The organism is Pseudomonas sp. CCNWLW23, assembly GCF_037095675.1.
Taxonomy (GTDB): Bacteria; Pseudomonadota; Gammaproteobacteria; order Pseudomonadales; family Pseudomonadaceae; genus Aquipseudomonas; species Aquipseudomonas atacamensis.
Map to the genome: position 1 here is coordinate 56,208 of NZ_JBAWKM010000001.1, position 20,211 is coordinate 76,418.

Below are 20,211 nucleotides of genomic sequence, written 5' to 3' on the forward strand. Positions count from 1 at the left end.
GACTGCCAGCCCTATGAACTTACGCGTGCCTTCCATTCGCCATGACGATTGCGACGAGCTGGCGGCCCTGTGCAAGGCCGGCGGCGATCCGCTGCGGCTGAATGTATTGCGCGCGCTGGCCAACGATTCGTTTGGCGTGCTGGAGCTGGCGCAGATTTTCGGCATTGGCCAGTCGGGCATGAGCCACCACCTCAAGGTGCTGGCGCAAGCCGATCTGGTGGCGACACGCCGTGAAGGCAACGCGATTTTCTATCGTCGCGCCCTGCCCCACAACGAATTGCTCGGCGGCAAGCTGCACGCGGCACTGTTGGAAGAAGTCGACGATCTGGATCTGCCTGACGAGGTACAAGCGCGCATCGAGCAGGTTCACGGCCAGCGTGCCGCTGCCAGTCAGGACTTCTTCGCTCGGGTGGCGGAAAAATTCCGCGCCCAGCAAGACTTGATCGCAGGCCTCCCGCAGTACCGTGACAGCGTGCTGGCCCTGCTCGACAAATTGAACTTCGATGGTGCAGCCACGGCCATTGAAGTCGGCCCCGGCGATGGTGCTTTTCTGCCGGAACTGGCCCGTCGTTTCGGCACCGTAACCGCGCTGGACAACAGCCCGGCGATGCTCGAACTGGCGCGTCAGGTGTGTGAACGTGAACAGCTGGCTAACGTCAGCCTGCAATTGGCCGATGCATTGAACGGCACAAGCCTTCAAGCCGATTGCGTGGTGTTGAACATGGTCCTGCACCATTTCGCCGCCCCGGCCGATGCGCTCAGGCACATGGCCGATTTGCTGCAACCGGGCGGTAGCCTGCTCGTGACAGAGTTATGTAGCCACAATCAGAGTTGGGCCAGGGAGGCCTGCGGTGATCTCTGGTTGGGGTTTGAACAGGACGATCTGGCCCGTTGGGCCACCGCTGCGGGACTCGTTCCCGGGGAAAGCCTCTATGTAGGCTTACGTAATGGTTTCCAGATCCAGGTTCGCCACTTTCAGCGACCGGCTGGCGACACTCACCATCGGTAAATTCAGGAAAACATCGAGATGAGCGAATACTCCCTCTTCACCTCCGAGTCCGTGTCTGAAGGACATCCGGACAAAATCGCCGACCAGATTTCCGATGCGGTGCTGGACGCCATTATTGCCCAGGACAAACACGCTCGCGTGGCCGTGGAAACCCTGGTCAAGACCGGCGTGGCCATCGTTGCCGGTGAAGTGACCACCAGCGCCTGGGTCGACCTGGAGCAGATCGTTCGTGACGTGATTTGCGACATCGGCTACACCAGCTCCGAAGTCGGCTTCGACGGCGCCACCTGCGGCGTGATGAACATCATCGGCAAGCAGTCCCCTGACATCAACCAAGGCGTCGACCGTGCCAAGCCTGAAGATCAGGGCGCCGGCGACCAGGGCCTGATGTTCGGCTACGCCAGCAACGAAACCGACGTGCTGATGCCAGCGCCGATCACCTTCTCGCACCAACTGGTGCAGCGTCAGGCTGAAGCACGCAAGTCGGGCCTGCTGCCTTGGCTGCGTCCGGATGCCAAGTCGCAAGTGACCTGCCGTTACGAAGGCGGCAAGGTTGTCGGCATCGACGCTGTGGTGCTGTCGACCCAGCACAACCCGGAAGTGTCGTACAAAGACCTGCGCGAAGGCGTGATGGAGTTGATCGTCAAGCACGTACTGCCTGCCGAACTGCTGAGCAAGGACACCCAGTTCCACATCAACCCGACCGGCCAGTTCATCATTGGCGGCCCGGTAGGTGACTGCGGTCTGACCGGCCGCAAGATCATTGTCGACAGCTACGGCGGCATGGCCCGTCACGGCGGCGGCGCGTTCTCCGGCAAGGATCCATCGAAGGTTGACCGTTCGGCTGCCTACGCTGGCCGTTACGTGGCCAAGAACATCGTTGCGGCCGGCCTGGCCGAGCGTTGCGAGATTCAGGTTTCCTACGCGATCGGTGTGGCCCAGCCTACGTCGATCTCGCTGAACACCTTCGGCACCGGCAAGATCAGCGATGACAAGATCATCAAACTGGTGCGTGAAGTGTTCGACCTGCGTCCATACGCAATCACCACCATGCTCGACCTGCTGCACCCGATGTACCAGGAAACCGCAGCCTACGGCCACTTCGGTCGTGCGCCGCAGACCAAGACCGTTGGCGAAGACAGCTTCACCACGTTCACCTGGGAAAAAACCGACCGCGCCGACGCCCTGCGTTCCGCCGCTGGCCTGTAATACCCTGGCTGCAAGAAAGCCCCGCACGGTTCGCGCCGTGCGGGGCTTTTTCATGCCTGACAGATTTTTGAGATCCCTGCGGGAGCGAGCCTGCTCGCGAAGGCGCCCGCCCCGGCAACACCAATTCCCCTGCCCCGAAACAGTTCGCAAAAAAGCCGCGCAACGTTCTTCAGATCCTCACCTACCCTTCAAGCATCACCCCCCGAGCAAGGACGCTCACAATGCTCTTCACACTGCGCCTGTTGCTGGCCTTCCTGCTGGCACTCATCACCCTCGTCAGCCAAGCCAACTGCCCGAACTGGGATCTTTCCCAAGCCCAACGCGAAATCACCGCCCTGCAAAACCGGATCGACCAATGGGACGACGCCTATCACCGCGAAGGCCGCTCATTGATCAGCGACGAACTCTATGACCAGTCCCGGCTGCGGCTGAAAGAATGGCAAGCCTGTTTCAACCAACCCTCATCCCCGCAGCCGTTGCACACCGCGTCCGGCCCGGTCACCCACCCCATCGCCCACACCGGCCTGGACAAGCTGCACAAAGCCGAAGACGTCGCCCACTGGTTGCGCGATCGCCAGAACGTCTGGGTGCAGCCCAAGGTCGACGGCGTGGCTGTCACGCTGATCTACCGCCAGGGAATATTGCAGCAGGCGATCAGTCGCGGTGACGGGGTCAACGGCCAGGACTGGACCGCCTCCGCGCGCAGGATCGCAGCCATTCCGCAACGGTTGAGGCAGCCACGGGATCTGCTGGTACAGGGCGAACTCTATTGGCGCCTGAACGCCCATGTTCAATCACAGTCCGGCAGCGTCAATGCCCGCGCCACCATCGCCGGGATGATGGGACGTAAAACACTCGATGTTGAACAGGCCGCCGGGATCGGCCTGTTTGTCTGGGACTGGCCGCAAGGTCCTGTGCGGCTGCCGGAGAGATTGTCCGAACTCCAGGCATTGGGATTCGCTGCAACCGAAACCTATACACAGCCCATCAACCGATTCGAGGACGCGCAAAAATGGCGTGAACACTGGTATCGCTCGCCACTGCCCTTTGCCAGCGACGGCGTGGTGCTGCGTCAGAGCCAACGGCCACCTGCCGAACGCTGGCAGGCTCGCGCGCCGTATTGGGCGATCGCCTGGAAATACCCGTTCGCCCAGGCATTGGCCGAAGTGCGCAAGGTCAGTTTCAAGATCGGCCGCACCGGGCGGATCACGCCGGTGCTGGAACTGCTGCCCGTCAGACTCGATGACCGCGAGATCAAACGGGTCAGCGTCAGCTCGCTCAAGCGCTGGCAAACCCTCGACATCCGTCCCGGCGATCAGGTGGCAATCAGTCTGGCCGGGCTGACCATTCCGCGCCTCGACAGTGTCGTGCTGCGCACCAGCGAACGGGCAGACATCAGCATTCCCGATGCCGGCGATTACCACGCCCTGAGCTGCTGGCAGCCGACGCCGGGGTGTGAAAGCCAGTTTCTCGCGCGTCTGACCTGGCTCAGTGGCAAGCAGGGCCTGGCCATGCAGCATGTCGGTCGCGGCACCTGGGAGAAACTTTTGGAAACAGGCCGTCTGAAACACCTGCTGGATTGGCTGACCCTCGATGCGTCAGAGCTTGCTAACATTGCCGGCCTCGGCGAGCGCAGCAGCGCACGTTTGATCCAGAGTTTTGAGGGCGCGCGGCAACAGCCGTTCGCTCGATGGTTGAAAGCGCTGGGCATGCCGCCGACCGGACAGGCACAACTGGACGATTCGTGGCAGGCCCTGGCACAACGCGACACTGAACAATGGCAGGCAGAAGCCGGCATCGGCCCGGGACGCGCGGCGCAACTGAGCGCATTCTTTCGCGACCCGCAGGTACTGGCTTTGAGTGAAACCCTGAAAGCCGCCGGAATCGACGGCTTCTGAACCTGCAATCCCCGCCCGGCGGGAACCCAACGGCCGGCCAGACGCTCCAACAGCGCAGTGCCCTCCCACCCCGATTGCCTTTGCACATGGAGCTTTTATGAAATTTCTCGCACCGCTCGCCCTGCTTACTCTTTGCGGCGTCATGGCCGCTCCGGTCATGGCCGAAGAAGACGGCCCGGGCCTGACCGGTTGCGCTGCCAAGAAGCAGGGCATCATCAATCAGATCGAACAGGCCAAGTCGCGCGGCAACATGGAGCAGCAGGCAGGCCTGGAAACCGCACTGCGTGAAGTCAATGAACACTGCACCGACGCCGGGCTGAAAAAAGAACGTGAGAACAAAGTGCTTGAGGCCAAGCATGAGGTGAGCCAGCGTCAGGCGGACCTCGACAAGGCCATGAAGAAGGGCGATCCGGAGAAGATCAACAAGCGCAAGGAAAAGCTCGCCGAGTCGCGCAAGGAACTGCAGGAAGCGCTGGACGAGATCGATAAGTAACCGAAGCCCTTTGGGGAGGGGATTTATCCCCGTCCGACGGCGAAGCGGTCGCAAATTCGGCTGGTCGGGTCCGACTGAAAAAACTCGGCTGTATGGTTTTGGGGCTGCTTCGCAGCCCATCGGGGATAAATCCCCTCGCCACAAGGTACTCACTCGCCACAACGTACTCAGCAGCCTCAGGAATCAATGATCGCGAAACTCTTTATGGCAAGCACTGCAGGCATCTTCAACTTTCTGCACTGCCGGCCCAAGATTGCTGGCCTTGTACGGCTGAACCTGACTGGCGACCACCAATTCACCGGTGGCTGTCTCGAGGGCGCGGGCCAGTTCCTGAAAACGCGCCTGTTTCTGCCAGACATCATCTTTGGCGCTGGTGTGATCTTCCTCGCGCACCTGCGGAAAATGCTTCCACGGCTCATGGGCCAACTCATCAAGTCTGACCGCGCCCTCGGCGAATTTCGGCCCGTCGAAGGCGATGCGCCCACGCAACATGCCGCCGAGGTCTTCGCTGGTCTTGAGCATCTGCTTGAAGATGGCCTTGCGTTGACCCAGCGGCGAATTCGGGTCGACACCGCCACAGGCGGACAAGGTCAGGCAGGCCAGCAATACAACAGCAATGGGTTTCAGAGTCATGGTGGCTTCAGGTCGCGGAAATCGGCGGCCAGTATCCTCGGCTCACCGCCAAACACCAATAGCCCTATTAAAAATACGGGTTGGTCGAGCGCATGGAGCACTCGACCAACCGGCACAGGAATCACTCCATGAACAGCCGCTTCACGGCCTGGCGTCACCCGCTTATCGTCACCCTTCCACTGCTCGCCATCCTCGCCGGTTGCACAGGCGGCGACAGCGCCAAACCAAAAACCCATGCGCTGGCTACCTATTCCAGCGCGGCATGGGAAGCCTTGCCAGCGGTATCCGATAGCGATCTGGTCGCCGGTTTCGGCTCGTGGCGCAGCGCCTGCACACGACTCAAAGCCGACACAGTCTGGGGGCCGACCTGCGCTGCGGCGGTGAATGTGCCGCAAAGCGCCGCCGAGATTCGTGCATTCCTCAAGCAGAATCTCGATGTCTACGGCCTGCGCGCCGAGAATGACAACCCCAATGGTCTGATCACTGGCTACTACGAACCGGTGTACCCCGGCAGCCTGACGCCCACCGCAACGGCGAACGTGCCGGTGTACGGTGTGCCGGAAGACATGATCATCGTCTCGCTCGACAGCATTTACCCGGAATTGAAGGGCAAGCGCCTGCGCGGTCGCCTCGAAGGTCGCGTGCTCAAGCCTTACGACGACGCGGCGACCATTGAATCCAAAGGCGTGAAAGCGCCAGTGGTCGCCTATCTGACTGACCCGATGAATCTGCAATTTCTACAGATCCAGGGCTCGGGCCGGATCCAGACCGAGGACGGCAAACAGTTGCGCATCGCCTACGCCGATCAGAACGGCCACCCGTACCGGCCGATCGGTCGCTGGCTGGTCGAGCAAGGCGAGCTGAAGAAAGAAGACGTGACCATGAGCGCGATCAGCAACTGGGCCAAGGCCAACCCCACGCGCATTCCGGAACTGCTCGCCAGCAACCCCAGCTACGTGTTCTTCACCCGCAACCCGGACAGCAACGAAGGCCCACGCGGCTCGCTGAACGTGCCGCTGACCGCCGGCTACAGCGCGGCGGTGGATCGCAAGGTGATTCCGTTGGGCAGTCTGTTATGGCTGTCGACCACCAAACCGGATGGCACCCCACTGGTGCGCCCGGTCGCGGCGCAGGATACCGGCGGCGCGATTGCCGGTGAGGTGCGCGCGGATCTGTTCTGGGGCACGGGTGATGCGGCCGGGCAACTGGCCGGGGACATGAAGCAGCAGGGGCAGATCTGGATGCTCTGGCCTAAAGGACAAGAGTTGCCGCAAGTGCCGCAGGTGGCGGATACACCGAAGCAAAAGTCTTAGGTTCTTCGTAGTCTGATCCATCGCTTTCGCGAGCACGCTCGCTCCCACATCTGAAATGCATTTCCATGTGGGAGCGAGCCTGCTCGCGAAGAGGCCGGCAGCAATAGCCGATAATCAGATCGACACAAAGAAGAACGAAGCAATCAGCCCCATCCCGATAAACCACACCACCGAACGCAGTGCAGCCCAGTCAGCCAGGTAGCAGATGATGTACAGCAGGCGACTGGTGATAAACAGCACGGCCAGCACATTGACCGTCACCAGCTGCGCAGTGCCGACCAGGTGCGCAACGATCACCGCAGCGGCAAACGCAGGCGTTACTTCAAAGCTGTTCAGTTGCGCGGCGTGGGCGCGACGGGCGACGCCATCGACGCTGTCGAGAAAGTCCCGTGGATCATAATTGTCCTTGAGGCGGAAACCGCCGGTGGCCTTCGCCACGATCGTGCATACGTACGGCAGGAAAATCGCGACCAACACACACCACAGAGCCACTGTCATAACGTCGTCCTTTTTTCGATTGGAGAAATTGGCGAGCGATCAGAAATTCATCACCAGCATGCCGATCAGCACCTGCCCACAGGCTAAGAGCCGCGCCCGGCAGAAAGGTTCTTTCAGCTGGATATAACAAGGCACTTCCAGCGCGCCGTCGATTAGTCAGATTATTGATTCGTCATGTGTCAGCAGCTGTTTATACTGCAACCCACCACGCCGTACTCAGCTGCACACCAAAAAATTCCAATAAAAGCTGCCTGCTCCGCTTTCTTCGAAAACGGTCGCTGGCACGCGTATGCCTGATCAAAGCGTCAAGACTACCGACAGAGACCTTGCGCATGCCCCTCGCTTTGCTTGCACTCGCCGTTGCCGCGTTCGGCATCGGCACTACCGAATTCGTCATCATGGGCCTGCTGCCCGACGTCGCCCGCGATCTGGCGGTGAGCATTCCTCACGCCGGGCTGCTGATCACCGGTTACGCCCTGGGCGTGGTGTTCGGCGCACCGATCCTGGCGATCGGCACCGCCAATATGCCGCGCAAAGCGACATTGCTGGGCATGACGCTGATGTTCATCCTCGGCAACGTGCTCTGCGCGCTGGCACCCAACTACGCGACGCTGATGGCGGCGCGGGTGGTCACGGCGCTGTGTCATGGGGCGTTTTTCGGCATTGGCTCGGTGGTTGCCGCCGGCCTGGTGGCGCCGAACAAACGCGCGCAAGCCATTGCCATGATGTTCACCGGCCTGACCCTGGCCAACGTGCTCGGCGTGCCACTCGGCACAGCGCTTGGCCAATACGCTGGCTGGCGCTCGACCTTCTGGGCGGTGTCGGTGATCGGCATTGTTGCGGCGCTGGCGCAGTGGTTGTGGCTGCCAAAACACATCGCAATGGACAAAGCCAACCTCGCCAGCGAATTCAAAGTGCTGGGCAAGGCCAACGTGCTGCTGGCGCTGGGCATGAGCGTGCTGGCCTCGACCAGCCTGTTCAGCGTGTTCACCTATATCGCACCGATCCTGCAAGACATCACTGGCGTCAGCCCCCACGGCGTGACGGTGATGCTGCTGTTGTTCGGCGTCGGCCTGACAGCGGGCAGCATGCTCGGCGGTCGTCTGGCCGATAGCCGCTTGCTGCCGTCACTGGTCGGCGTTGCGCTGGCAGTCGTGGTGATTCTCGCGGCGTTCAGCCAGACCAGCCGTTCGGTGATTCCGGCGGCGATCACTCTGGTGCTGTGGGGAATTTTCGCTTTTGCGCTGTGCCCGATTCTGCAGTTGCTGATCATCGATCAGGCGCATGAAGCGCCGAATCTGGGTTCGACGCTGAACCAGAGCGCGTTCAACCTTGGCAATGCCGCAGGCGCCTGGATCGGCGGACTGGTGGTTGCCAGCGGCGCGGATCTGGCGGACCTGCCGTGGACCGGGGCGCTGGTCGGCGTGCTGACGGTGCTGACGGCGCTGTTGTTCATTTACCTGCAACGTCGGCGGGCGAGTGCGGTCAATGTGACTGGCTGAGACCTCTGCGACTAACCACCTGTGGCGAGGGGATTTATCCCCGTTGGGCTGCGCAGCAGCCCCAAAACCTTCGATCGGGTTTTGTCAGGAATTATCGATAAGCCCGATTGCGACGGCTTCGCCGCCGAGCGGGGATAAATCCCCTCGCCACAATGAACTGTGGTGTGTCCCATGTCGCTGTTTGCCCATCAAACCCCTGCGTCCAACCTCCGGTCGCGCTCCATTCACTCTCCATCCAAAGGACCCCGGATGCTTGAACTCGTCGCCGCTTTCATCTGCCTCACCACCCTCCTGACCTTCGTCAATTTCCGCTTTATCGGCCTGCCGCCGACCATCGGCGTGATGGTTACCGCCCTGCTGTTCTCACTGCTCCTGCAAGGCCTCAGCGTCCTCGGCTTTCCCGGCCTCGAAGACCGCGTGCAGCAACTGATCGGCCAGATCGATTTCGGCGATCTGCTGATGAACTGGATGCTCTCGTTCCTGCTGTTCGCCGGCGCCCTGCACGTCAACCTCAATGATTTGCGCAGCTACCGCTGGCCGATCGGCCTGCTGGCGACCTTCGGCGTGTTGATCGCCACCGTGGTGATCGGCAGCCTGGCCTTCTACATTTTTGCCCTGTTCGGCTGGCACGTGAGTTTCCTCTACTGCCTGTTGTTCGGCGCGCTGATCTCACCGACCGACCCGATTGCCGTGCTCGGCGTACTGCGTACCGCCAACGCTTCGAAACCACTGAAAACCACCATCGTCGGCGAATCACTGTTCAACGACGGCACGGCGGTGGTGGTCTTCACCGTGCTGCTGGGCATCGCGCAACTGGGCGAAACCCCGACCGTCAGCGCCACGGCCATGCTCTTCGTCCATGAGGCGATCGGCGGCGTGTTGTTCGGCGGGCTGATCGGTTATCTGGTCTATCGGATGATCAAAAGCGTCGAGCAGCACCAGATCACCGTCATGCTGACCCTGGCCCTGGTGATCGGCGGTTCGGCGATGTCCACCGAACTGCACGTCTCGGCACCGATTGCGATGGTGGTGGCCGGCCTGATCATCGGCAACCTGGGGCGCAATCTGGCGATGAACGACATGACCCGGCGTTATCTGGACGGCTTCTGGGAATTGCTCGATGACATGCTCAACGCGCTGCTGTTTGCGCTGATCGGCATGGAACTGTTGCTGCTGCCGTTCAACTGGCTGCACATGGCCGCCGCAGGCCTGCTGGCGGTGGCGATCCTGCTGTCGCGCCTGCTCACCGTGGCGCCAGCGATCCTTTTGCTGCGCCGCTGGCGCTCAGTGCCGGCCGGCACCATCCGCATCCTGACCTGGGGCGGTTTGCGCGGTGGTGTTTCGGTGGCCCTGGCGCTGGCCCTGCCGCTGGGCCCGGAACGCGACCTGCTGCTGAGCATCACCTACATCGTTGTGCTGTCATCGATCCTGCTGCAGGGCCTGACCATCGGCAAACTGGTCAAGCACGCAACGCGCAATGAGCCGGCCGTCGTGCCTGAGCCAGCCCACCACTGATCATTTCTTGATCGACTGCGGGTCGGGCTTGACAGCCTGATCCGCAGATTCCTTCGGCGCACCGCTTTCACTGCGAATTTGCGCATGGCTGATCAGCGCGAAGATAAAGCTGCCGCCAATGATGTTCCCCGCCAGCGTCGGCCCGGCGAACACCGCCCAGAAATCACTCCACGGCAACTCGCCGGCAAACACCAGATACGACACTTCCGCCGATCCGACAACGATATGGGTGAAGTCGCCCAGCGCCATGAAGTAGGTGATGAGGATGATGATCCACATCTTCGCGCTCTCCATGGACGGGATCATCCAGACCATGGTGGCGATCATCCAGCCGGAGACGATGCCCTTGGCGAACATCTGACTGGCGCTATGCTCCATGACCTTGCGGCCGATTTCGAGGAAGGCGACGTCGGTCTTGCTGTCGAAAATGGGCAGTTCCAGCATCACGTACGCCACCAGAATCGTCCCGCAGAGGTTGCCGACCAATACCACTGTCCACAGACGGATCAGGCGCAGGAAATTCTTCAGCGTCGGCCTGGTCATCACCGGCAGCACGGCGGTCAGGGTGTTTTCGGTAAACAGTTGCTGGCGCGCGAGGATGACCGCGAGGAAACCGGCGCAGTAGCCGAAACTGGCGATCACCTTGAATTCGTCGCCGTCGGGCAGGCGCGAATTGAGCAATCCCATGCCCATCAGCGACAGGCCCATGGTCAACCCTGCCGCCAGCGCCGACCACCACAGCGCGGCAATGCTGCGCTCCAGTTCCTGATCGCCCTGGGTGCGGATGATTTCATGCAGAACGGCCGCGCGCGGCGGCTGGCTCTTCTCGACTTCGTGCTGCTCCTTGGCCGAGAGGTCGGGGGTCTTGTCGCTGGTGGGGGTGGTCATGGCGTGGCAACCGGTGGGGGGCGATGTAGCTACGACCGTTGCGCTTCATGGCTGTTCAGTGGCCAGGCGAATCTCCGCTGAATTGGCAACCGCTTTCGCGAGCAGGCTCGCTCCCACAAGGATCACGCTGTACCTGTGGGAGCGAGCCTGCTCGCGAAGAATGCGCCGCCGATCTTATTGAACAGCTTCGTCATCCTTGAACTGGTCTTTCACATATTTGATCTCGGTCCGCCCGTGCGGCGCCGGCAGGCCGTCTTCGCCGAGGTTGACGAACACCATCTTCTCGACGGTCAGGATGCTCTTGCGGGTGATCTTGTTGCGCACTTCGCAGGTCAGGGTGATCGAGGTGCGGCCGAATTCGGTGGCGGTGATGCCCAGTTCGATGATGTCGCCCTGGCGCGAGGCGCTGACGAAGTTGATTTCCGAAATGTACTTGGTCACCACACGCTGGTTGCCCAGTTGCACGATGGCGTAGATCGCCGCTTCTTCATCGATCCAGCGCAGCAGGCTGCCGCCGAACAGGGTGCCGTTGGGGTTGAGGTCTTCGGGTTTAACCCATTTGCGGGTGTGGAAATTCATGTTCACTCCTGAGCGCTTGCCGAAAGATGCGCCCATCTTGGCAGACTGCTCAGTCAGGCTCCAGGCAGCTGCGACTATGGTCGCCATTGGCTATCTTCATCTGGCCGACAGAAACCCTTTGGAAGATCAGCCCGGGCGGCTATAATCGCCCCCGTTTCAAAAAACGGTAACGTTCACTGGCTACCGTTTTCCCGCCACCTGTCCGAGGGGCGCTGCAGCAGGTTCGACCTGTCAGGCTCGGATGGGGCGTTGACCGGCTCACGCCGGACACTAAACGCACAACGGCGCCCATTCGCATACATTACGAATGGAGGCTCTTCATGAGCGCTGTCAACACGCCTGCCGATTTTACCGATTACAAAGTTGCCGACATGTCCCTGGCTGCCTGGGGCCGTCGCGAAACCATCATCGCCGAATCGGAAATGCCTGCCCTGATGGGTCTGCGCCGCAAATACGCTGCCGAGCAGCCGCTCAAGGGCGCAAAAATCCTCGGCTGCATCCACATGACCATTCAGACTGCCGTGCTGATCGAAACCCTGGTTGCACTGGGTGCCGAAGTGCGCTGGTCGTCCTGCAACATTTTCTCCACTCAGGATCAGGCCGCTGCCGCTATCGCTGCCGCCGGTATCCCGGTGTTCGCCTGGAAAGGCGAAACTGAAGAAGAGTACGAGTGGTGCCTGGAGCAGACCATCCTCAAGGATGGCCAGCCATGGGACGCCAACATGATCCTTGACGACGGCGGCGACCTGACCGAGCTGCTGCACAAGAAATACCCGCAAGTGCTTGATCGCGTTCACGGCGTGACCGAAGAAACCACCACCGGCGTACACCGTCTGCTGGACATGCTGGCCAAGGGCGAGCTGAAGATCCCGGCGATCAACGTCAACGACTCGGTGACCAAGTCCAAGAACGACAACAAGTACGGCTGCCGTCACAGCCTGAACGACGCGATCAAGCGCGGCACCGACCACCTGCTGTCCGGCAAGCAAGCGCTGGTCATCGGTTACGGTGACGTGGGCAAGGGCTCGGCCCAGTCCCTGCGTCAGGAAGGCATGATCGTTAAAGTCTCCGAAGTTGACCCGATCTGCGCCATGCAAGCCTGCATGGACGGTTTCGAACTGGTGTCGCCGTTCATCGACGGTATCAACGACGGTTCCGAAGCGAGCATCGACAAAGCGCTGCTGGGCAAGATCGACCTGATCGTGACCACCACCGGTAACGTCAATGTTTGCGACGCGAACATGCTCAAAGCCCTGAAGAAGCGCGCCGTTGTCTGCAACATCGGTCACTTCGACAACGAAATCGACACCGCTTTCATGCGCAAGAACTGGGCATGGGAAGAAGTGAAGCCACAGGTGCACAAGGTTCACCGCACCGGTGCCGGCAGCTTCGACCCACAGAACGACGACTACCTGATCCTGCTGGCCGAAGGCCGTCTGGTGAACCTGGGCAACGCCACCGGTCACCCGAGCCGCATCATGGACGGTTCGTTCGCCAACCAGGTTCTGGCACAGATCTTCCTGTTCGGCCAGAAATACGCCGACCTGTCGCCAGCGCAGAAAGCCGAGCGTCTGACCGTTGAAGTGCTGCCGAAGAAACTCGACGAAGAAGTGGCCCTGGAAATGGTTCGCGGCTTCGGCGGCGTGGTCACCCAACTGACCAAGCAACAGGCTGACTACATCGGCGTCACCGTCGAAGGCCCGTTCAAGCCGCACGCCTATCGCTACTAACAGGCGCTGAATGCTCGCTCTCCCTGTGGGAGCGAGCTTGCTCGCGAAGGCGGCTTATCATTCAACATCCGTGTTGTCTGACCCAGCGCTTTTGCGAGCAGGCTCGCTCCTACACCGGATTGCAGCGCCTCGAGGTACTTGTTTCCAAGGGTATGACCATGTCCCAAGACCGTCGCTACAGCTTCGAGTTTTTCCCGACCAAGACCGATGCCGGGCAAGAAAAGCTGCTCGCCACTGCCCGTCAGTTGGCCACCTACAACCCTGATTTCTTTTCCTGCACCTACGGCGCTGGCGGTTCGACCCGTGATCGCACGCTCAACACCGTGTTGCAGCTGGAAAACGAAGTCAAAGTACCCGCCGCTCCGCACCTGTCGTGCGTCGGTGACAGCAAGGACGACCTGCGCGGCCTGCTGAACGAATACAAGGCTGCCGGCATCAAGCGCATCGTCGCCCTGCGTGGCGACCTGCCGTCCGGTATGGGCATGACCAGCGGTGAGCTGCGTCACGCCAATGAACTGGTGGAATTCATTCGTGAAGAAACCGCCGATCATTTCCACATCGAAGTCGCCGCTTACCCGGAGATGCATCCGCAAGCGCGCAACTACGAAGACGATCTCGCCAACTTCGTGCGCAAGGCAAAGGCCGGTGCCGACAGCGCGATCACCCAGTACTTCTTCAACGCCGACAGCTACTTCTACTTCGTCGACCGTTTGCAGGCGCTGGGCGTGGATCTGCCGATCGTGCCGGGGATCATGCCGATTACCAACTACAGCAAACTCGCACGCTTCTCCGATGCCTGCGGTGCGGAAATTCCGCGCTGGATCCGCAAGCAACTGGAAGCCTACGGCGATGACACGCGAAGCATTCAAAGCTTTGGCGAACAAGTCGTCAGCGAGATGTGCGAACGCCTGCTGCAGGGCGGCGCGCCGGGGCTGCACTTCTACTCGATGAACCAGGCCGAACCTAGCCTGGCCATCTGGAACAACCTCAAGCTGCCGCGCTGAAGGTTTTCCATGCGATAAAAAAGGCCCTCACCGGGCCTTTTCACCGAAAAGCACAAATGGAATATTGTTGTCGATGATCTGCGCGCAAACAAAAACACGCCCTCAACTGGTCTATCTGGTTTTCGGTGCCGAGACTTACCATCAGGAAGCTGTTTTCAGCATCGCCAGTGCTCTGGCGTGGTTGCGCGAGACGCCGGATGCCGCGATCGATATCCAGGTCTTCAGCGACAATCCGCAACCCTATGCGCATCTCCCCGTGCGCGTTCGCCCTCTGGACGCCGAAACGCGCCAGAAATGGAGCGAGCCCCACGGTTATCATTTCCGCATCAAACATGTCGCGTTGCGCTCGGTACTTGAAGAGCATGAAACGGCGCTGTTGATCGACACCGATACATTTTTCCACTGCTCGCCGCTGAAACTGTTCGAGCGGGTGCAGCCCGGCACCCTGCTGTGCAATGACTACTACGCCCGCTATGGCGACAACAAGATGAGCCTGCTCTACCGCACGCTGTCGGCAACCCTGCTGGACAAAGGCCTGACTGACGATCACATGCGCCTGCTCAACTCCGGCGTCATCGGCTTGCACCGGCAGGACGCTCACGTGCTGGACCGCTCCATCGCTTTGATTGATGAGCTGTTCCCGTCGGCACAGGGCGCCTACACCCTCGAAGAGTTCTGCCTGTCAGTGGCTGCCTATCGCACGCTCGACGTCAACAAGTGCCCGGATCTGATTCACCATTACTGGAGCCGCAAGCACTTGTTCAGGGCCAAGGTTCAGGCCTGGGTCGCCAAACATGGCGACAACCCGACCGGCGAGGCTGCACTGGACGACACCCGACGTGTATCACCGCAACTGCCTCGACCACCGCGCCTGCAGCGGATGTTCTACAAGCTCGTCACGCTGCTGCTGCCGGCGCATCTGCGTCAGTTCATTCGCGAAATCCTTTACGGCTGCTATGAACATCCCAACGAGTTCGATCAGGCGTGTGCAGCGGTCTGGTGGGACAAGGCGCTGGAAAACCAGCAGCAACGCATTGGCAAGCCGGTTTGCAGGCACTTGCTCAGGGACTGGTTCAGTCGCGGCCTGGTCAAGCGGATCTTGGGTGCGCGCCACGCCAAGGTCCACCAACACCTGCTGAAAACCGCAAGCAAATAAGGCCATCACGGCCATTGCGCCCGGGGTCTGCGCGAAACATGCATGCCAGAGCTTCTCATCAGGCGTTTCGCGTACTAACCTCAGGCCATGCCCCTTATTGCCCAACTGCTGAGCGTTATTATTCTGACTTGCCTGAGCGTCGCCGCTCGGGGGGAGAAGTTGCGTATTGTCACCGAGCCGTGGGCGCCGTACGTCTACGAACAGGGTGGCAAGAACCTTGGTCTTGACTACGAAACCACCGCCATCGTGTTCCAGCGTCTGGGCATTGAAGTGGAATGGCAGTTCCTGCCGTGGAAGCGCTGCCTGTCGATGCTCGAGACCGGCCAGGCCGACGGTGCGCTGGACATCTTTCACAGCGCCGAACGCGACGCCACCCTGCTCTATCCCAGCGAACCTTTGTCCGACGTCGAATTCGTGATGTTCTACGCCAATGAGCGGCCGCATCCTTTCAACACCCTCGAACAACTCAAAGGCCTGACCATCGGCACCTCGCCGGGTTATCTGTACAGCCCTGACTTCAGCCAGTCGGACCTGTTTGTTCGTGAGCCGGCACCGACCCATGAAGCCAATTTCGGCAAACTGGTGCGCGGGCGGATTGACCTGCTGATTACCGATCGCCGCGTCGGTCAGCATTTGCTCGATGAGCTGAATATTCGCGATCTGATCACGGAAAACCCGACGGTTATCAGCCGTCAGAGCCAGTTTCTTGCGGTTCGGCGCAATGCCGGTATGGACTTGCTGGTGCAGCGTTTCGGCGCCGAGCTCAAGCGTTTCAAGCGCGAACCGGCCTACGCCGAGCTCAGCGCGCGCTATGGTGCCGCACCTGTTGATGGCGCACCAATGCGCCCGGCCACGGCCGGCGGCAAAACCGTTGAGCAGCAGGAAAGCAGCGCGCAGTGATTGCTCTGTTATACTCCGGCGTTCCCGCCAGGCTCACGCCCGGACGCCCGGAACCGTAACAGGCCTCTCGACCCGCTACAGCGCAGCTTCCAGCCCGCGCGAGCGCTCCTGACGTGCCTTCGGAACCGCCGCTGGACCGGACGGGATTGCGTCCTCTTAAACGTGATTCGCGCCAGGCAAGACTCCCATTGGGCCAAGCCCTAACTAAAACAGGATTACTCATGTCCTTTGCTTCCCTCGGTCTCTCCGAGGCTTTAGTCCGTGCCATCGAAGATGCGGGCTATACCGAGCCTACTCCGGTGCAACAGCGGGCCATTCCCGCCGTGTTGCAAGGTCGCGACCTGATGGTGGCGGCTCAGACAGGTACCGGTAAAACCGGCGGTTTCGCCCTCCCGATTCTGGAGCGGTTGTTCCCCAACGGTCACCCGGACAAATCCCAGCGTCACGGCCCGCGCCAACCGCGCGTGCTGGTCCTGACCCCGACCCGCGAACTCGCGGCCCAGGTGCACGAGAGCTTCAAGATCTACGCCCGTGACCTGAAATTCGTCAGCGCCTGCATCTTCGGCGGCGTTGGCATGAACCCGCAGGTCCAGGCCATGTCCCGTGGCGTCGACGTCCTCGTCGCCTGCCCAGGTCGCTTGCTCGACCTCGCCGGCCAGGGCAGCGTCGATCTGTCCCACGTGGAAATTCTCGTTCTCGACGAAGCCGACCGCATGCTCGACATGGGTTTTGTCCACGACGTGAAGAAAGTCCTCGCACGTCTGCCGGCCAAGCGTCAGAACCTGCTGTTCTCGGCGACTTTCTCCAAAGACATCACCGACCTCGCCGGCAAACTGCTGCACAATCCGGAACGCATCGAAGTGACGCCGCCGAACACCACGGTCGAGCGCATCGAACAACGCGTGTTCCGCCTGCCGGCCAGCCACAAACGTGCGCTGCTGGCGCACCTGATCACCGCCGGCGCGTGGGAACAGGTACTGGTCTTCACCCGCACCAAGCACGGCGCCAACCGTCTCGCTGAATACCTGGACAAACATGGCCTGCCGGCGGTGGCGATCCACGGTAACAAGAGCCAGAACGCGCGCACCAAAGCCCTGGCCGACTTCAAGGCCGGCGAAGTACGCATTCTGGTTGCCACCGACATCGCTGCCCGTGGCCTGGACATCGATCAGTTGCCGCATGTGGTCAACTTCGAGCTGCCGAACGTCGATGAAGACTATGTGCACCGTATCGGCCGTACCGGCCGCGCCGGTCGTTCCGGCGAAGCGATCTCGCTGGTCGCGCCAGACGAAGAGAAGCTGCTGAAAAGCATCGAGCGCATGACCAAGCAGAAGATTGCCGACGGCGATCTGATGGGCTTCGACTCCAGCACCATCGAAGCGGAGAAGCCGGAAGCCCGCGAGCGTCCGGACATCCGCAACCCGCGCAATTCTCGTGGCCCGCGTGGCGACGGCCCGAATGGCGGCGGCGGTGGCGGCGGTCGCAAGGACAAAGGCAAAGACAAGGGCAAGGAAAAGCCGGCCGGTGAACGTGGCGAGCGCCCTGCCCGTCAGCAGAAACCGCGCGAAGGCACGCCGAGCCGCGAACAGCGCCCGAGCCAGCCACCGCGTGCAGCGGCTGACCGTGCCCCGGACGAGTTCCTCGACGACGATATCGATAACTTCGGTAACCGCGTTGACTACGTGCCGAAGGCCGCTCCTGCCGGCGGCCGTGGCCGTCGTCCGGGCGCACCGGCGCAAGGCGCAGGCGCACCACGCGGTGGTCAGCCTCAGGGACGCCAGAACGGTCCGCGCAACAGCAACGGTTCGAGCACCGGCACGCCACCGGCCAAACGCAGCGGCCCGCGCAATGGCGCACCGCGTGACGGTCAGGGTCGTCGTGACGAATCCGCGCCGCGCAACCGCCGTCCGGCCCGTGACGATCAGCCACGCAGCGAACCGGCCGTGCAGAACCCGCGCAGCAACGGTCCGAAGATCATGCACAAGGAATCGAAAGCCGACCGCTTCCCGACGCCTGAGCAGCTCGATCAACTGCCAAGCCGCCCGCGTGGCGAGAAACCAGCACTGCTGACCCGCAATCGCTGAGTTTCAAGCCGCAATGAAAAATGCCCCGGCTCGAAAGAGCCGGGGCATTTTTTTACCTCGATATCTCTGCCACACCGCAATACCCCTGTGGGAGCGAGCCTGCTCGCGAAGGCGGCGGGTCAGTCAGCAATGATGTTGCCGGAATGACCGCTTTCGCGAGCAGGCTCGCTCCCACAGGGGATGTGTCGCAGGCAATAAAAAACGCCCCGGGCCTTTTGACCAGGGGCGTTTTATTGTGGCGAGCGAAAGTTATTTAACTTTCACACCTTCCAGCGAGATATCCAGATCTGCAGTTTGCGAGGTTGGGCCTGGGCCCTTGATCCCGAAATCGTTCAGATTGAGAGTGGTCTTGGCGTTGAAGCCAGCGCGCTCGCCGCCCCATGGATCCTTTCCTTCGCCGTTGAATGTGGCCTTGAAGGTCACAGGCTTGGTCACGCCGTGCAAGGTCAGGTCGCCGGTCACGTCAGCAGTCTTTTCACCGGTCGATTTAACGGCGGTGGAGACGAACTTGGCATCAGCAAACTTGCTCACGTCGAGGAAGTCTTTGCTGGCGATGTGCTTGTCACGTTCAGCATGGTTCGACCACAGGCTGGCAGTTTTCACATCCACAGAGATCTTGCTGGCTTCAGGCTTGGCCGAATCCCAAGAGAAAGTACCGTCGAAATCTTTGAAAGTACCGTGGATGAAGCTGTAACCCAGGTGGCTGATTTTCCAGTCAACGAAGGCGTGCTGGCCTTCCTTGTCGATTTTGTAGTCCGCAGCCATGGCCTGACCAGCCGAGAGCAGTGCAGAACCGATTGCCAGAGCGGCCAGAGTCTTTTTCAACATGCTTTCTTTTCCTTTGAGTCGAGGTTGAATTTCAGGCTTTGCGACCGAGCATTCGAGTGAGGGTCGCATCACGATCGATAAAGTGGTGCTTCAATGCTGCCAACGCATGGAGACCGGAAAAAATTACCAGTGCCCACGCCAGCCAGAGATGAATCACCCCAGCGGTATCTGCCTGATCCGGTAGTCCGGAGAGCAGTGCAGGAACTTCAAACAGGCCAAACACCGGGATCCCGACACCGTCTGCGGTGGAAATCAGGTAACCGGCAATCATCACAGCGAACAGCGCCAGATACAGAAACCCGTGGCCGAACTTGGCGCCGATACGGGTCATGCGGCTGTAGCTTTGCAGCGTTGGCGGCGGTGGGCTGATGAAACGCCACACCACTCGCAACACCATCACCGCGAGCAGCACCAGACCGATGCTCTTGTGCAGATCCGGCGCGTCTTTGCGCCAGGTGCTGTAGTAATCCAGCCCGACCATCCACAGACCCAGCGCAAACAGCCCGAAGACCGCCAGCGCCACGCCCCAGTGCATGAAGATGCTGACCCAACCATAGCGCGAAGAAGAGTTACGTAGCTGCATTGCCCAAATCCTGTGAGAACTGCGAACCAAGACTAGCGAGTTATCTATCGAATTAAAGCGGAAAATTTTGCTTTGAAATATCGAGAAATACGATCAAGAGTCTGCGAGCGAGGTGTTAAGGAAGGATTAAAGGCGATCTCAGGATAGGGCGCTTGAACAAATGAACGGTTTTGATATCGGGCGCCTGCGCAAACCCAAGCAAAAGTGGCTGAGGAAACTGCCGAACGGGACAGAGTTCTTCAAGTGGGAGTTTTGACTGACCAGCCATTCATGGCCGATCAGTTATGAAGTACTGCCGGCGGTTGCAGGCATTCGGCACTGTAGGGGTCTATGTGGCACTTGTGCGCCAGTTCAGAACCATAGCCGCCGGGGAAAAATTGCCCGTTGCT

18 protein-coding genes and 1 riboswitch are annotated in these 20,211 nt (G+C 60.7%); of the genes, 12 read left to right on the forward strand and 6 right to left on the reverse strand.

Annotation, left to right across the window (positions count from 1 at the left end; translation table 11 throughout):
* Nucleotides 1–13 precede the first annotated feature (13 nt).
* From V8J63_RS00245 to V8J63_RS00260, 4 genes are all read left to right on the forward strand, one after another.
* Nucleotides 14–1,009, forward strand: a complete 996-nt coding sequence (locus V8J63_RS00245; protein ID WP_336463419.1) for an ArsR/SmtB family transcription factor — start codon at nt 14–16, stop codon at nt 1,007–1,009.
* An 18-nt stretch (nt 1,010–1,027) separates the two neighbouring features.
* Nucleotides 1,028–2,218, forward strand: a complete 1,191-nt coding sequence (gene metK / locus V8J63_RS00250; RefSeq protein WP_024014624.1) for a methionine adenosyltransferase — start codon at nt 1,028–1,030, stop codon at nt 2,216–2,218.
* Between the two features lie 221 nt (nt 2,219–2,439).
* Entirely contained in the window at nt 2,440–4,116 is a 1,677-nt protein-coding gene (gene ligB, locus V8J63_RS00255; protein ID WP_130888286.1) for an NAD-dependent DNA ligase LigB, read from the forward strand.
* 97 nt (nt 4,117–4,213) lie between these two features.
* Nucleotides 4,214–4,609 (forward strand): DUF1090 domain-containing protein, encoded by a 396-nt coding sequence (locus tag V8J63_RS00260; protein WP_016772779.1) that lies wholly within the window; start codon nt 4,214–4,216, stop codon nt 4,607–4,609.
* Nucleotides 4,610–4,792: 183 nt separating this feature from the next.
* Here the strand turns inward: V8J63_RS00260 and V8J63_RS00265 are convergent, their stop codons facing one another.
* Nucleotides 4,793–5,242, reverse strand: coding sequence for a c-type cytochrome (locus tag V8J63_RS00265; protein ID WP_125925460.1), 450 nt, complete (start codon nt 5,240–5,242; stop codon nt 4,793–4,795).
* Nucleotides 5,243–5,370: 128 nt separating this feature from the next.
* On the opposite strand from V8J63_RS00265, the gene mltA reads away from it, so the two are divergent.
* The gene (gene mltA / locus V8J63_RS00270; protein WP_130888287.1) at nt 5,371–6,555 is read left to right on the forward strand and encodes a murein transglycosylase A; all 1,185 of its coding nucleotides are present in this window, start codon (nt 5,371–5,373) and stop codon (nt 6,553–6,555) included.
* A 114-nt stretch (nt 6,556–6,669) separates the two neighbouring features.
* On the opposite strand, the gene V8J63_RS00275 is transcribed toward mltA, so the two are convergent.
* Complete coding sequence (locus V8J63_RS00275) at nt 6,670–7,053, reverse strand: MAPEG family protein (protein WP_122612379.1); 384 nt, start codon at nt 7,051–7,053, stop codon at nt 6,670–6,672.
* Nucleotides 7,054–7,385: 332 nt separating this feature from the next.
* Between V8J63_RS00275 and V8J63_RS00280 the strand changes: the two genes are divergently transcribed.
* Entirely contained in the window at nt 7,386–8,555 is a 1,170-nt protein-coding gene (locus V8J63_RS00280) for an MFS transporter (RefSeq protein WP_073471059.1), read from the forward strand.
* A 249-nt stretch (nt 8,556–8,804) separates the two neighbouring features.
* Entirely contained in the window at nt 8,805–10,070 is a 1,266-nt protein-coding gene (locus V8J63_RS00285; protein ID WP_073471058.1) for a cation:proton antiporter, read from the forward strand.
* Here the strand turns inward: V8J63_RS00285 and V8J63_RS00290 are convergent, their stop codons facing one another.
* Together V8J63_RS00290 and V8J63_RS00295 are read right to left on the reverse strand one after the other, a co-directional pair.
* The gene (locus V8J63_RS00290) at nt 10,071–10,958 is read right to left on the reverse strand and encodes a formate/nitrite transporter family protein (RefSeq protein WP_016772773.1); all 888 of its coding nucleotides are present in this window, start codon (nt 10,956–10,958) and stop codon (nt 10,071–10,073) included.
* Between the two features lie 174 nt (nt 10,959–11,132).
* Nucleotides 11,133–11,537, reverse strand: a complete 405-nt coding sequence (locus V8J63_RS00295; RefSeq protein ID WP_016772772.1) for an acyl-CoA thioesterase — start codon at nt 11,535–11,537, stop codon at nt 11,133–11,135.
* 198 nt (nt 11,538–11,735) lie between these two features.
* Nucleotides 11,736–11,834, forward strand: a riboswitch (S-adenosyl-L-homocysteine riboswitch).
* Between the two features lie 23 nt (nt 11,835–11,857).
* On the opposite strand from V8J63_RS00295, the gene ahcY reads away from it, so the two are divergent.
* The 5 genes from ahcY (at nt 11,858) to V8J63_RS00320 (ending at nt 18,411) form a co-directional block, all read left to right on the forward strand.
* Nucleotides 11,858–13,267 (forward strand): adenosylhomocysteinase, encoded by a 1,410-nt coding sequence (ahcY, locus tag V8J63_RS00300; protein WP_016772771.1) that lies wholly within the window; start codon nt 11,858–11,860, stop codon nt 13,265–13,267.
* Nucleotides 13,268–13,425: 158 nt separating this feature from the next.
* Nucleotides 13,426–14,271: a methylenetetrahydrofolate reductase [NAD(P)H] gene (gene metF / locus V8J63_RS00305; RefSeq protein WP_016772770.1), complete on the forward strand. Its 846-nt coding sequence runs from the start codon at nt 13,426–13,428 to the stop codon at nt 14,269–14,271.
* 73 nt (nt 14,272–14,344) lie between these two features.
* The gene (locus tag V8J63_RS00310; protein WP_125925561.1) at nt 14,345–15,427 is read left to right on the forward strand and encodes a hypothetical protein; all 1,083 of its coding nucleotides are present in this window, start codon (nt 14,345–14,347) and stop codon (nt 15,425–15,427) included.
* An 87-nt stretch (nt 15,428–15,514) separates the two neighbouring features.
* Entirely contained in the window at nt 15,515–16,327 is an 813-nt protein-coding gene (locus tag V8J63_RS00315; protein WP_130902442.1) for a substrate-binding periplasmic protein, read from the forward strand.
* Between the two features lie 221 nt (nt 16,328–16,548).
* The gene (locus tag V8J63_RS00320; protein ID WP_016772767.1) at nt 16,549–18,411 is read left to right on the forward strand and encodes a DEAD/DEAH box helicase; all 1,863 of its coding nucleotides are present in this window, start codon (nt 16,549–16,551) and stop codon (nt 18,409–18,411) included.
* Nucleotides 18,412–18,660: 249 nt separating this feature from the next.
* On the opposite strand, the gene V8J63_RS00325 is transcribed toward V8J63_RS00320, so the two are convergent.
* Nucleotides 18,661–19,239 carry a YceI family protein gene (locus V8J63_RS00325; protein WP_125925455.1) on the reverse strand — a complete coding sequence of 193 codons (579 nt, stop codon included), beginning with the start codon at nt 19,237–19,239 and terminating at the stop codon, nt 18,661–18,663.
* A 31-nt stretch (nt 19,240–19,270) separates the two neighbouring features.
* Nucleotides 19,271–19,822, reverse strand: coding sequence for a cytochrome b (locus tag V8J63_RS00330; RefSeq protein ID WP_073471054.1), 552 nt, complete (start codon nt 19,820–19,822; stop codon nt 19,271–19,273).
* Nucleotides 19,823–20,211 lie beyond the last annotated feature (389 nt).